Raw genomic sequence first — 12,747 nt, forward strand, 5'->3', positions numbered from 1 at the left:
TTACAATCCCACGCATAGGGTGCAGGCGCCGATCAGCCAGTGGGCGCGCGAATCGCTACTCAGCTACGCCGAGGGCTCAGCCGATGCCGATCGCGGCCTCGAACGCCTCGTCGAATGGGCCAAGAAACGCTCCCGCCCCACCGTAATCGCCTTCTTCGGCGACCATCTGCCGCCGCTGGGGCCGGTCTATGTCGAAACCGGCTTCCTCAAGGACAATGTCGCGCCGCGCAAGGAAGCGTCGCCCGAGGCTGCTCTCGAGCATCACGAGACGCCGCTGGTCATCTGGTCAAACCGCACCGGGCCGGCTGAGCAGATGGGTGCCGTCAGCCCAGCCTTCCTGCCCTATCATATCCTGAAAACGGCCGGAATCAGCCATCCCTACTACACCGGCTTCCTGGGCGAGATGAGCGAACGCTACCGTGTCGTCGACCGCAATCTTCTGCTGACGCCGGCTGGCGAAGCCACCCCCGATTGGGCGCGGCAGAAGGAGATCGACCCGGCGATCCGCGATTTCCGCCTGCTGCAGTACGATATGATGTTCGGCAAGCGTCAGGCAGCGCCTGACTTCTTCCCCGAAACGGTCGACAAGGACAAAGTTGTCGCCCATACGAGTTGAGCCCAACGATCCCTCAGGCTCGTCTGTGTCGGATCGCGCGTTCAGTTCGTCAATTGCAGCTTCGAGAACTTGTTGGCGATCTGCTGGAAAACGTCCGGCAATTTGGTCGGATCGTTATCTGCATAATAGCCGCTCGGATCAGAAGCGCAGGCGCTGTAAAGCGCGCGGTTGGCTGCGGTGTCGGATTGCAGCACCATGGTGTAGATTTGCACGCCCTCGTTCTTCAATTGCGTGCAGACGCTTTTGGTCCAGCCGTCGACATTGCGTGCAGCGGTCGTCTGGTTATCTGATCCGAAACGGCCGCCGGCCAGATAACCATATGATGTGTAGTCAGATTTCCTCGGCTGTTGGCTGGCGCCATAGACGACGTTCTCGCCGTCGGTGAGCAACAGCACGATCTTGCTGATGCCGGGCGTCTTCCACGGCGCCCCATCGGTGTAGGGCGCGGCGGGCGACAGCACCCGCATACCCCATGACAGGCCCTCGGAGACGTTGGTGTCCGAACCGTTCCACTCGGTCATCTGACTGGCAGCCTTGCGCAGCTTGTCGAAATCGTCGGTCAGGGGGACCACCGGGGTCGGACACGCACGGTTCGGACCGATAGTGATGGGAGAGCCGATCTCGGTGATGAGTTCCTTGGCGGGCGCAACATATTTGGCAATCTTTTCCCTGGCAGCCCTGTCATCGGGCGACAGAAGTTCGATGAGATTGCCGAGCAGGTTGCTGAGATCGATGCCCAGGATGTTGATGCCCGACTGGGCAAGCCTGGTTTTGTCGCTGACATCGTTGAGATAGGAGTTGTTGTAGTATTTATCCGAATTGCCATAGGAGCCAGACGGCTTTTGGGCGTCTTCGGGATCGTCCGGTGCAAAGTACGGCACGAACAGCGTGTCGGGCTTGGCCGTGTCGGGTGGCGTGTCGGAGATATTGTAAGCGCCTGGCCGCGCCTCGACACAACCCTTCCATCCGGTGCCATTCCATCCGGCATCGGTCCATCCGGTCTTCTTGAGCTGTTTGAAAAGCGCCATGTGGTTCGGCCGCTTGCCGTCGATGACGGGAAAATTGACGCCGTTGGTTGAGGACTTGCCGTCCATGTCGATCCAGGACGGGTCGAAGCCGTCGCCATTGACGTTGACGGCGGTTACGAATGGAACCAGCGAGGCGCGGATCTTGCGCGTCGGCGATTTCGCCGCTTCGAGCGTGTCGAGCAACGATTTTGTCGCCGTCCTCAGCGCCGTCATGCGCGCGCCGGCCATCGAGCCGGTGTTGTCCAGTACCAGCACCACTTCGAGCTGGTTGTTCGATTCGACCGCCGAGGCATCGACCACGATGTGCTTGCTGTCGCCGAACAGGAAGGCGAAGTTGAGATTGACGTCCGCCGAGGCAATCGCCTTTGTCTTGACGAAGTTGACGCCCTTATCGACAGTCAACGTCGCCTGCGCATTGCCGAGCTCGCCATGACCGACGATGTTGGCCTGGAAATAGCGGTTGAAAGCGTCATTGCGGGTGATGTCGAGATCGCCAAGGTGCGAAGACGCAAGGTTTGCCGAATCGAGAGCGTTCTGCAGATTGCTCTTGGCCCGCATAAGGGTCGAGACATCGGTTGCGAAAGCGACTGCCGTCAGGATGACCGGCAAACCCAGTCCCAGCACAAGCGTGAAATTGCCGCTCTTCGAGCGCCAGAATTTGTTGAAAAGCATCCTTACCCCCGGAAATGCTTGCCGCTTTTGCGCGGTTGTCCGGGCTTTTGCGCCTTCCATGATGAATAGACCGTTGATGGCCAGGCTTCAACTCCACACAACCTGCTGGTGTGGTTAAGACGTGGTTGCCGGAAACCACAACTCCGACCGTTGCTGCTCCCCGATCATCGGCTATGACACACGGAAATGCCGCTTGCGCTTGCTTTGCGGCCGGATTGCTGTATAGACGCCCGCAATCTGCCGGTCCTTGCTGGGGGCTGAACGGAGGGCCGGAGGTTTTTCAGAACCTTCGTGTGAAGCCGGAAGTGCTTCCGCCTCCCGTGTCTCCGCTCTCGACCGTCTCGTCATGCTCCTTTCTTCCCCCTGCCCCTTCGAGGGTTTGCGGGTCAGAGAAGTTGCAGAGGCTTTTGCCGCCGGGAACCGGGAGAGAAACGAAGAAAGGCATAGGACATAATGGCTCTTTACGAACATGTGTTTCTTGCCCGGCAGGACCTCTCGCAGCAGCAGGTCGATGCGCTTGTCGAACAGTACAAGGGTGTCATCTCCGCTAATGGCGGGTCCGTCGGCCGGGTCGAGAACTGGGGACTGAAGTCCCTCACCTACCGGGTCAACAAGAACCGGAAGGCTTACTACACGCTGATGGACCTGAATTGCCCGGCGGCCGCGCTCAACGAGATGGAGCGCCAGATGGGCCTGTCCGAGGACGTGCTGCGTTTCCTGACCATCAAGGTCGAGGCGCATGAGGAAGGCCCGTCGGCCATGATGCAGAAGCGCGAAGAGCGCTCGGAACGCGGCGGCTTCGGCGACCGTGACCGTGGCGATCGTGGTCCGCGTTCGTTCGGCGATCGTGATCGCGGCGACCGTGGCGATCGTCCGCCGCGCTCGTTCGGCGACGCCGGTGCCGATCGTGGTCCGCGCCGTCCGCGCGAAGGCTTTGAAGGGGGTGCAGAATAATGGTCGACATCAATCAGATCCCGACCCGGCGCCCGTTCCATCGCCGCCGCAAGACCTGCCCGTTCTCCGGCGCCAACGCGCCCAAGATCAACTACAAGGACGTGCGTCTGCTGCAGCGCTACATTTCTGAGCGCGGCAAGATCGTGCCGTCGCGCATCACCGCCGTCAGCCAGAAGAAGCAGCGCGAACTCGCCAAGGCGATCAAGCGCGCCCGCTTCCTCGGCCTGCTGCCCTACGTGGTTCGCTAATATCTCAAATGCGGGCGGTTCGCCGCCCGCTCTTCTCCCACGGCGACGGGCGCCGCAGGGCCGAACATCAAATCCCGGGTTGAGGTCAAAACCTCTAACTGCCGCAACAGGCAGGACAGCGACACCAGCGCCAAAGGCGCTCAAGCTTCCTGACCTGTTCCCAAGACATTCAGCGTCGATCTCATCGATCGATTGGCGCCCAACCGAAGGAACAAAACCATGGACGTCATTCTTCTCGAACGCGTTTCCCGTCTCGGCCAGATGGGCGATACCGTCAAGGTCAAGGACGGCTTCGCCCGTAACTTCCTGCTGCCGCAGGGTAAGGCGCTGCGCGCCAACGAAGCCAACAAGAAGAAGTTCGAAGGCCAGCGCGCCCAACTCGAAGCCCGTAACCTCGAGCGCAAGTCGGAAGCAGCCCAGGTCGCCGAAAAGCTCGACGGCAAGAGCTTCATCGCCGTTCGCTCCGCCGGCGAAACCGGACAGCTTTACGGTTCCGTTTCGACCCGCGACATCGCCGATCTGCTGACGGCGGAAGGTTTCTCGATCAATCGCAACCAGATCCTGCTCAACCAGCCGATCAAGACCATCGGTGTCACCAATGTGGCGATCGCGCTGCATCCGGAAGTCGAGGTCACCGTCACGCTCAACATCGCTCGCACGGCCGACGAAGCCGAGCGCCAAGCCAAGGGCGAGACACTGACCACCGCCGAAGCCATCTATGGCGACGACATCAACGACAATGCCCGGCCGGAGAACTTCTTCGATCCGAACACCGAGTTCGAGGGCGACGAAGACAACGCCTGATCACACATCGCAAGACGATTGGACCGTGGGCTGATCACGACTTAACGCCAAGCTCCGATCACTTTGCCGTCATCCAGCCATGCTGGACCAATGCCCGGGCCCCTCGCCCGGGCATTTTTGTGCCAAATGGAACTTTTCGAACCCCTATATATTGTTGCAGACTATGGCGTCGCGCGTCCTTTGGCCGCGCAAAGCACGCTGTGCAACTTGGTTCGGCGCAAGATCTTCGGGGAAATCGACACTGATTTTCGCGGTCACGCGCCAAGGCAGCCTGTCTGGCCGAGAGGGGACATTTGGTCATGAATATCCTGTTGAAGCGCGTTCTCGACCGCCTGGTGCGTACCGGCAATCTCAAGGTGACCGGTCCCAAGGGCTCGGCTGTGGTTTTCGGCGACGGCAGCGGCGAACCGGTGCACATGCACATCAAGACCGCGCATGCCGAGCGCGCCATCACCTTCGATCCGATGTTGGCGGTGCCTGAAGCCTACATGGACGGCGAACTCGACATTCTCGAAGGCGGCGTGCTGGGCGTGATGCGCATCGCCTTCCAGAACATGGGCAGCGGCGGCATCGACGCCACCTGGTCGAAGGCCATCGAAGGCTTGCGCCACGCCTTCCGCCGGCTGCAGCAGATCAACACCGCCTCGCGCTCGCGGCGCAACGTGCAGCGACACTACGATTTGTCGGGCGACCTCTACCGGCTCTTCCTCGACGAGGACATGCAATATTCCTGCGCCTATTTCGAGCAGCCGGACATGACGCTCGACGAAGCGCAGGCCGCCAAGAAACGCCACATCGCCGCCAAGCTCCGGCTGAAGGCCGGCCAGACCGTGCTCGACATCGGCTCCGGCTGGGGCGGGCTTGGCCTCTACCTCGCCAAGGCGTTCGAGGTCGACGTGCAGGGCGTGACGCTGTCGACCGAGCAGCATGGCGTAGCCACCGACCGGGCGCACGCGCAAGGGCTGGAAAGCCGTGTGCATTTCGAGCTGAAGGACTACCGCGAACTCAACGAGCGTTTCGACCGCATCGTCTCGGTCGGCATGTTCGAGCATGTCGGCGTCAACCACTACCGCACCTTCTTCGACAAGAGCGCGACGCTGCTCAAGCCCGATGGCGTGATGCTGTTGCACACGATCGGCCGTTCCGGCGTACCGTGGGCGACCAGCGCCTTCATCCGCAAATACATCTTCCCGGGCGGCTATATCCCTTCGCTCTCGGAAGTCATGCCGGCGATCGAAAAGTCGGGCCTGGTCGTCACCGACGTCGAGATCCTGCGGCTCCACTATGCCGATACGCTGAAGCACTGGGGCGTGCGCTTCGCCGCCAATCGCGACAAGGCCAAGGCGATCTATGACGAGCGTTTCTGCCGCATGTGGGAATTCTACCTGGCGGCCTCGGAAGCCGCCTTCCGCTGGCAGGACCTGGTGATCTTCCAGATCCAGATCGCCAAGAAGAACGACACGCTGCCGATGACACGCGACTACATGGCCAAATGCGAAAAAGCGCTTGAGATGCGCGACATGGGGCATCGTGAAACGGCTCCCGTCAAAAAGAGCCCGGCCGCCAAGCCGGCTCGCCGCCGCAAGGTTGCCGACCAGGAATAGCATTGCCGCTTGCCATTGCCGGCGCCTGCACTGAAAAAGGTCCCGTGACTGTCGCGGGACCTTTTTTTCATGACCTACGTCCTCTATGCCGCCGCCGCTCTGGCCGAGATCGCCGGCTGCTTTTCGTTCTGGGCCTGGTGGCGGCTGGATAAGTCGCCGCTGTGGCTTCTTCCCGGCCTCGCCTCGCTTGCCCTGTTCGGCTTCCTGCTGGCGCTGGTGGACATGTCAGCCGCCGGCCGCGCCTACGCCGCCTATGGCGGCATCTACATCGCGGCGTCGCTTGGCTGGCTGTGGCTGGTGGAGGGCGTTCGCCCCGACCGCTGGGATCTTGCCGGTGCCGCGCTCTGCATTGCCGGCGCTTCGGTGATCCTTCTCGTCCCGCGGGGCGCGTGAGATGGAGTTGCCGGCCTCCCTTCGCCAAGGTGTCGAGCGCCTGCTCGAAAACGTTCCTCTTGCGGTACTCAAGCAAGCGGCAAAAACGCTGTCCGACCGTTATCGTGCCGAGTTGCGTGACGGCCGTTTGCACATGGCCGAGGATCTGGCAGTGAAAGCCTATCTGGCGACGCGGCTGCCGGCGACCTATGCCGCGATCCGCGCCAGCCTCGACGCGCTGAGCGACGCAAAGCCCGGCTTTCAACCCAGGAGCCTGCTCGATGTCGGCGCCGGCCCTGGCACGGTGCTTTGGGCCACGACCGACCAGTGGCCCGATCTCGAACAGGCAGTGTTGTTCGAAGCCAGTGCCGCGGTGCGCAAGGTCGGCGAGACGCTTGCCGGCGACACAATTGCCGCCCAGACCAGATGGCTGGCCGGTGATGCCACCATCGACCTTGCCGACATCGAGCCGGCCGATCTGGTCACGTGCGCCTATGTGCTCGACGAAATCGCTCCCGCATCACTGCCGAAGCTCATCGACCGCCTCTGGCAACTCACCGCCGACACGCTGCTTGTGGTCGAGCCGGGCACCCCCGCCGGCTGGCAGCGCATCCTTGCCGTGCGCCGGCAGTTGATCGAGGCGGGCGCGCATGTGCTTGCGCCTTGCCCGCATCAGGCGCCCTGCCCGCTCACCGCGCCCGACTGGTGCCACTTTTCCCGCCGCGTCGCCCGCTCGCGCCTGCACCGGCTGGCCAAGGACGCCGACGTGCCGTGGGAAGATGAGAAATTCATCTATTTCGCGGCTTCTCGCGACGGACTCACATCGCACCAGGCGCGGGTTCTTGCGCCGCCGAAATCCGGTTCCGGCAAGGTTCTGCTCAAACTTTGCCGGGACGACGGCACCGCCGCCGAGCGCTTGTTCACCAAGCGCGACGGCGCCGACTTCAAGCTGGCCCGGCGGCTGGACTGGGGCGACAGGCTGGCTTCCGAATAGACAGCAGCAGCGTTTGCGACCGCCTCGAAGAAAAATTTCGAAGCGATGTCGAATCCAGGCCGTGCCGTTCGACCATTGGCGTTCTCGGACCTTTCGAGACGCCAAGAGTGTCAACGGCATCAGCCAATAGGAGAAACGCAATGAGCTATATCGCAGGATTTGTCGCCGCGGTGCCCGCCGCCAACAAGGAAGCTTACCGCAGGCATGTCGCCGAGGTGGCATCGGTGCTGAAGGAGTTCGGCACCACCCGCATGGTCGAAGGATGGGGCGACGACGTGCCCGGCGGCAAGATCACCGACTTCAAGGGAGCCGTGAAGGCAAAGCCGGATGAAGTCATCACCTTTTCATGGCACGAATACGCGGACAAGGCGGCGGCGGACGCGGCCTATCAGACGATGATGAGCGACCCGCGCATGGCGGAGATCGGCGCTTCCATGCCCTTTGACGGCAAGCGCATGATCATCGGTGGCTTCACGCCCTTCATCGACCAGAACACGACCGGCAAGACGGGCTATATCGATGGCTCGCTGGTGCCGGTGCCGGCCGCCAACAAGCAAGCATACCTTGCCGTGGCGGCGAAGCAGGCCGCGGTGATCAAAGAGCACGGCGCAATCCGCGTCGTCGAAGCGTGGGGCGACGATGTTCCCGACGGCAAGATCACCGATTACCGTGGCGCCGTAAAAGCGACGGGCGACGAGGTCGTCGTCTATGCCTGGGTCGAATGGCCGTCGAAGCAGGTGCGCGATGACGCCTGGAAAAAGGTGATTGCCGATCCGCGCATGTATGCCGACACCATGCCCTACGACAACCAGCGCCGGGTCCATGGCGGCTTTGCGCCGATCCTCGACGCCTGATCCCAAGAACCCTAGTTTTCGACAATCCTGGAAAAGGAAACCCACCATGCGTTACGCCTGTCTCATCTATTACCACCCCAAAACATTGTTCGGCGGCAGCCCGGAGGCCAATGCCGTGCTGGCCGAGTGCTCCGGATATGACGAGGTGCTCAAAGCCAGCGGCCACTTCGTAACCGCCGAGGCCCTGGTGCTGCCCGAGGAGGCAATGACCGTGCAGGTCCGCGACGGCAAGATGTCGACCGTCGACGGCCCGTTCATGGAGACCAAGGAGATCCTGGGCGGCATCATCGTCATCGAGGCCCGCGATCTCAACGAGGCGGTGCGAGTGGCGAGCGGCCATCCACTGGCAACGATCGGCTTTGTCGAAGTTCGCCCGGTCGTCGACTTCAGCCAGCCGCCGCCGGTCCTGTGAGCACCACCAGCCCCCGCGATGCCCTGGAGGCGGCCTACCGCACCGAGGCGCGGCGCGTGCTGGCGACCTTGATCCGCCTGCTCGGCGGTTTCGACGCGGCGGAGGAGGCCTTGCATGAGGCCTTCACTGCTGCCGCCGAGCAATGGCCGCGCCAGGGTGTGCCGGCCAACCCCTATTCCTGGCTGGTCTCGGCCGGCCGCTTCAGGACCATCGACCGCTGGCGCCGGGAAGCGCGGCTGGCCGGGGCCCTTCCCGAGCTCACGGCTTTGGCCGAGCCGACGCCGGAACCAGCCATGCTGGAAGACATCCAGGACGATGAATTGCGGCTCATCTTCGTCTGCTGCCATCCGGCGCTGGCGCCGGATGCACGCATCGCCCTGACCCTGCGCGAAGTGGGTGGTTTGACCACCGAAGAGATCGCCCGCGCCTATCTGACGCCTGCACCGACCATTGCGCAACGCATCGTGCGGGCCAAGGCGAAGATCCGGGACGAGGCGATCCCTTACGAGGTGCCCGACCGCGACGACCTGCCGGCGCGTCTCGAGAGTGCGCTGCAGGTGATCTACCTGATCTTCAACGAGGGTTACGCGGCAACCGAGGGGCCGAACCTGACGCGGGCCGATCTGTGCGCCGAGGCGATCCGGCTCGGCCGGCTGATGGTCGAACTGCTCGACCAGCCGGAGGCGCAAGGGCTGCTTGCCCTGATGCTGCTGCACGAGGCGCGGCGCGCGACGCGGGTCAATGCTAGCGGCGACCTTATCCTGCTGGAGGATCAGGACCGCACGCTGTGGGACCGTTCGCTGATCGCCGAGGCCGACGGCCTGATCGGTCGGGCGATCGCCTCGCGCCGCATCGGACCGTATATCCTGCAGGCGGCCATTGCTTCCGTCCACGCCGAGGCGGCAGGCACGGCGGAGACCGACTGGGTACAGATCGTCGCGCTTTACGATGTGCTCGGCCGCGTCGACCCCTCACCGGTCGTGGCACTCAACCGCGCCGCGGCTATAGGCATGCGCGACGGCCCGCAGGCCGGACTGGCGGAAATCGAGGCGGTCATGGCACAAGGCGGGCTGGACGGCTACCATCTGGCGCACGCGGCGCGAGCAGACATGCAGCGCAGGCTTGGCTTGACCGAAGCGGCAAGGATTTCCTACCGGCGGGCGATCGAGTTGACCCGGCAACCGGCGGAACGCCGGTTCATCGAGGGGCGACTCGGTCAGCTTTGAGCGGGATGGCTGCACAGGGCACCATTCTTGTTTTCTCGTTTTGTTCTCCCTATAGATGCGCTACAATCGTTCTTTCGATTCGAGTCAATTGTGATTCTTTCCACCGAAAAAACTCGGCTGTGAATCGCGGGTATCAAAGCTGATTGGACAGGCACTGGTGCAGATAAGTCAGCATGGACTTGTCACGTTCTGATATCGAAAGGCCGGGATCGAAATCGGGGATATCATGGCAGAAGCAGCGCGAAAATTCGGCGTGGCGGAAACACCGCTTTATCGTGAAGCGCCCAACAACATCGAGGCCGAGCAAGCGCTGCTCGGCGCCATCCTCGTCAACAACGACGCCTTCTATCGCGTCTCGGACTTCCTCAAGGCCAGCCATTTCTACGAGCCGCTGCACCGCAAGATCTTCGAGGTGGCGTCCGAGTTCATCCGTATGGGCAAGGTCGCGACGCCGATCACGCTGAAAACCTTCCTGCCCGCCGACGAGAAGGTCGGCGACATGACGATGGCGCAATATGTCGTGCGGCTGGCGGTCGAGGCTGTGACCGTCGTCAACGCCACCGACTATGGCCGTGCCATCTACGATCTTGCGACGCGCCGCGCGCTGATCACGGTCGGCGAGGACATGGTCAACATCGCCTATGACGCGCCCGTCGACATGGCGCCCGGCGAACAGATCGAGGATGCCGAGCGGCGGCTGTTCGAGCTGGCCGAAAACGGCCGCTACGACGGCGGTTTCGAAAGCTTTTCCGATGCGTTGAAGAATGCCGTGGACATGGCCAGCGCGGCCTATATGCGCGATGGCCACCTGTCCGGCATTGCCACCGGCCTGCGCGATCTTGATCATCGTATGGGCGGGCTGCAGCCGTCGGATTTGATCATCATCGCCGGCCGCCCAGGCATGGGCAAGACGTCGCTGGCAACCAACATCGCCTACAACATCGCGGCCGCCTATGAGCCCGCCCAACAGGCCGACGGCTCGGTTAAGGCGGCCAATGGCGGCGTCGTCGGCTTCTTCTCGCTCGAAATGTCGTCGGAGCAGCTGGCCACCCGCATCATCTCCGAGCAGACCGAGATCCCATCGTCGAAAATCAGGCGTGGCGACCTGACCGAGGCCGATTTCGGCAAGCTCGTCGCCTACACACAGGAGAACCACAAACGCCCACTCTACATCGACCAGACGGGTGGTATTTCCATTGCCCAGCTCGCGGCTCGCGCGCGCCGCCTCAAGCGCCAGCGCGGGCTGGATCTGATGGTTATCGACTATATCCAGCTGATGCAGGGTTCGTCCGCCAAGGCATCGCAGAACCGCGTCCAGGAAATCACCGAGATCACCACCGGGCTGAAGGCGCTCGGCAAGGAGCTGGGCGTGCCGATCATCGCCCTCTCACAGCTCTCGCGTCAGGTCGAAAGCCGCGACGACAAACATCCTCAGCTGTCCGACCTGCGCGAATCGGGTTCGATCGAGCAGGATGCCGACGTGGTGCTGTTCGTGTACCGCGAGGAATATTACATCAAGAACAAGGAGCCGGAGAAAGGCACGCCCGAGCATCTCGCCTGGGAGACGAAGATGGTCGAGGTCCAGGGCAAGGCCGAAGTGATCATCGCCAAGCAGCGCCACGGACCGACCGGCACCGTCAGCCTTGCCTTCCAGGGCGAGTTCACCCGCTTCTCCGACCTCGCCGAGGAGCATCATCTGCCGGAAAGGTTCGAGTAGGCATGGTCGCGGAGCAACCGATTGGACTTTAGCAATATCTATCAGAGGATGAAATTTGAAGAGTACGAAATCTCCGAGGAAGAACGCGCGCAACTCACTGATTATTTGAAATCAGCCGGGTCAATTTCTCGTCCTCAATCGCATGCCGGTTTGCTGGTGTTCTGCTATTCAAGCGAACCGACGCCCGGGAACATTGAATTGGTGAGGAAATTCCTTGCCAAGCATGTCGAAGACTATACCCGCAGCGCGGCAGTTACCGGCCTCTACCGCATTTGGAAGCTGGGCAAGACCTCCGACATTGATGATCTGCTTGGCCTTTTGGAACGTTGGTACGTGGAGTCTCAGCATGACACGTCTGTCGCTGCGATCGGGTGTGCATTCCTTGTCATGCATCGGCTTCAGGACCACCGCCTCTCCCTAGGACTTAGGCGACTGCTGGAAACGCTGCACGAAGAAGTCAAGCGAGACAACGATTTGGCGGTCGGCTTGTTCATCCACGCGTGTCGGTCGGCATACGACAATTGGGCCGTGAACAACGGACAGCGCCGCATGCATTTCGACGCTATCAAAGAGGCTTTGCCAATTTATTCGGATCGCCAGAAATACCTCTTGGAACCGATAAACTGATGGCCAAATCCCGGGTCCAATTCATCTGCCAGAGTTGCGGATCGGTGCATCAGCGCTGGGCCGGCAAATGCGATGCCTGCGGCGAGTGGAACACGCTGGTCGAGGAAGGCACGTCCGGCGGCATCGGCTCAGGACCAGCCAACACGCGCAACGCCCGCAAGGGACGCGCGGTGGTGCTGACCACGCTGTCCGGCGATATCGAGGACGCGCCACGCATCATCTCAGGCATCGGCGAACTCGATCGCGCCACCGGCGGTGGTTTCGTGCGCGGCTCGGCGCTGCTGGTCGGCGGCGACCCAGGCATCGGCAAGTCGACCCTGCTCACCCAGGCGGCCGCGGCACTGGCGTCAAAAGGACACCGCATCGTCTATGTCTCGGGCGAAGAGGCGGTCGCGCAGATCAGGCTGCGGGCGCAGCGGCTTGGCGTCGCCTCCTCTCCGGTGGAACTTGCCGCCGAGACCAATGTCGAGGACATCCTGGCGACGATCGCCGACGGCAAGCGGCCTGATCTCGTCATCCTGGATTCGATCCAGACGCTGTGGACCGACCTTGCCGATTCGGCGCCGGGCACCGTTACCCAGGTGCGCGCCGCCGCCCAGGCGATGATCCGCTACGCGAA

Annotated in this window: 14 protein-coding genes; 13 read left to right on the top strand and 1 reads right to left on the bottom strand. The window is 62.3% G+C overall.

Annotated elements, in window-relative coordinates:
- A partial coding sequence (locus EOD15_RS16070) for a sulfatase-like hydrolase/transferase (RefSeq protein WP_148129562.1) occupies positions 1 to 616 on the top strand: 616 nt, incomplete at its 5' end.
- Positions 617 to 657: 41 nt separating this feature from the next.
- Here EOD15_RS16070 and EOD15_RS16075 read toward each other — a convergent pair.
- Positions 658 to 2,316, bottom strand: a complete 1,659-nt coding sequence (locus EOD15_RS16075) for a pilus assembly protein (RefSeq protein ID WP_127321280.1) — start codon at positions 2,314 to 2,316, stop codon at positions 658 to 660.
- A gap of 453 nt (positions 2,317 to 2,769) precedes the next feature.
- Between EOD15_RS16075 and rpsF the strand changes: the two genes are divergently transcribed.
- The 12 genes from rpsF to EOD15_RS16135 form a co-directional block, all read left to right on the top strand.
- Positions 2,770 to 3,270 (top strand): 30S ribosomal protein S6, encoded by a 501-nt coding sequence (gene rpsF / locus EOD15_RS16080; protein WP_013532520.1) that lies wholly within the window; start codon positions 2,770 to 2,772, stop codon positions 3,268 to 3,270.
- A complete protein-coding gene (gene rpsR / locus EOD15_RS16085) occupies positions 3,270 to 3,518 on the top strand; it encodes a 30S ribosomal protein S18 (protein ID WP_127321279.1) in 249 nt (82 codons plus the stop codon). The genes rpsF and rpsR overlap by 1 nt, the downstream gene beginning before the upstream one ends.
- Positions 3,519 to 3,737: 219 nt before the next feature.
- Positions 3,738 to 4,322, top strand: coding sequence for a 50S ribosomal protein L9 (rplI, locus tag EOD15_RS16090; RefSeq protein ID WP_013532521.1), 585 nt, complete (start codon positions 3,738 to 3,740; stop codon positions 4,320 to 4,322).
- Between the two features lie 299 nt (positions 4,323 to 4,621).
- Positions 4,622 to 5,926: a cyclopropane-fatty-acyl-phospholipid synthase family protein gene (locus tag EOD15_RS16095; protein ID WP_127408628.1), complete on the top strand. Its 1,305-nt coding sequence runs from the start codon at positions 4,622 to 4,624 to the stop codon at positions 5,924 to 5,926.
- Between the two features lie 69 nt (positions 5,927 to 5,995).
- Positions 5,996 to 6,319: a YnfA family protein gene (locus EOD15_RS16100; RefSeq protein ID WP_127322260.1), complete on the top strand. Its 324-nt coding sequence runs from the start codon at positions 5,996 to 5,998 to the stop codon at positions 6,317 to 6,319.
- Position 6,320: 1 nt separating this feature from the next.
- The gene (locus EOD15_RS16105; RefSeq protein ID WP_127322259.1) at positions 6,321 to 7,292 is read left to right on the top strand and encodes a small ribosomal subunit Rsm22 family protein; all 972 of its coding nucleotides are present in this window, start codon (positions 6,321 to 6,323) and stop codon (positions 7,290 to 7,292) included.
- A gap of 140 nt (positions 7,293 to 7,432) precedes the next feature.
- Positions 7,433 to 8,146, top strand: coding sequence for a DUF1428 domain-containing protein (locus tag EOD15_RS16110; protein WP_127322258.1), 714 nt, complete (start codon positions 7,433 to 7,435; stop codon positions 8,144 to 8,146).
- Between the two features lie 46 nt (positions 8,147 to 8,192).
- A complete protein-coding gene (locus EOD15_RS16115; protein ID WP_027037981.1) occupies positions 8,193 to 8,558 on the top strand; it encodes a YciI family protein in 366 nt (121 codons plus the stop codon).
- Positions 8,555 to 9,784, top strand: coding sequence for an RNA polymerase sigma factor (locus tag EOD15_RS16120; protein WP_127322257.1), 1,230 nt, complete (start codon positions 8,555 to 8,557; stop codon positions 9,782 to 9,784). Before EOD15_RS16115 ends, EOD15_RS16120 begins: the two co-directional genes overlap by 4 nt.
- A 226-nt stretch (positions 9,785 to 10,010) precedes the next feature.
- On the top strand, positions 10,011 to 11,501 hold the full coding sequence (locus EOD15_RS16125) for a replicative DNA helicase (RefSeq protein ID WP_126068580.1): 1,491 nt from the start codon (positions 10,011 to 10,013) through the stop codon (positions 11,499 to 11,501).
- A gap of 21 nt (positions 11,502 to 11,522) precedes the next feature.
- On the top strand, positions 11,523 to 12,128 hold the full coding sequence (locus tag EOD15_RS16130; protein ID WP_127322963.1) for a hypothetical protein: 606 nt from the start codon (positions 11,523 to 11,525) through the stop codon (positions 12,126 to 12,128).
- Positions 12,128 to 12,747: ATPase domain-containing protein (locus tag EOD15_RS16135; RefSeq protein WP_127408629.1), on the top strand; the 620-nt coding region annotated here is incomplete at its 3' end. The genes EOD15_RS16130 and EOD15_RS16135, both read left to right, overlap by 1 nt.

Source organism: Mesorhizobium sp. M7A.T.Ca.US.000.02.2.1, from assembly GCF_003996995.1.
GTDB lineage: Bacteria > Pseudomonadota > Alphaproteobacteria > Rhizobiales > Rhizobiaceae > Mesorhizobium.

Bases quoted from the DNA above. Each gene is read 5' to 3' on its own strand.
- EOD15_RS16095 (WP_127408628.1), top strand. From the start codon at position 4,622: ATGAATATCCTGTTGAAGCGCGTTCTCGACCGCCTGGTGCGTACCGGC.
- EOD15_RS16110 (WP_127322258.1), top strand. From the start codon at position 7,433: ATGAGCTATATCGCAGGATTTGTCGCCGCGGTGCCCGCCGCCAACAAG.
- EOD15_RS16100 (WP_127322260.1), top strand. From the start codon at position 5,996: ATGACCTACGTCCTCTATGCCGCCGCCGCTCTGGCCGAGATCGCCGGC.
- EOD15_RS16115 (WP_027037981.1), top strand. From the start codon at position 8,193: ATGCGTTACGCCTGTCTCATCTATTACCACCCCAAAACATTGTTCGGC.
- EOD15_RS16125 (WP_126068580.1), top strand. From the start codon at position 10,011: ATGGCAGAAGCAGCGCGAAAATTCGGCGTGGCGGAAACACCGCTTTAT.
- rplI (WP_013532521.1), top strand. From the start codon at position 3,738: ATGGACGTCATTCTTCTCGAACGCGTTTCCCGTCTCGGCCAGATGGGC.
- EOD15_RS16075 (WP_127321280.1), bottom strand. From the start codon at position 2,316: ATGCTTTTCAACAAATTCTGGCGCTCGAAGAGCGGCAATTTCACGCTT.
- EOD15_RS16105 (WP_127322259.1), top strand. From the start codon at position 6,321: ATGGAGTTGCCGGCCTCCCTTCGCCAAGGTGTCGAGCGCCTGCTCGAA.
- rpsF (WP_013532520.1), top strand. From the start codon at position 2,770: ATGGCTCTTTACGAACATGTGTTTCTTGCCCGGCAGGACCTCTCGCAG.
- rpsR (WP_127321279.1), top strand. From the start codon at position 3,270: ATGGTCGACATCAATCAGATCCCGACCCGGCGCCCGTTCCATCGCCGC.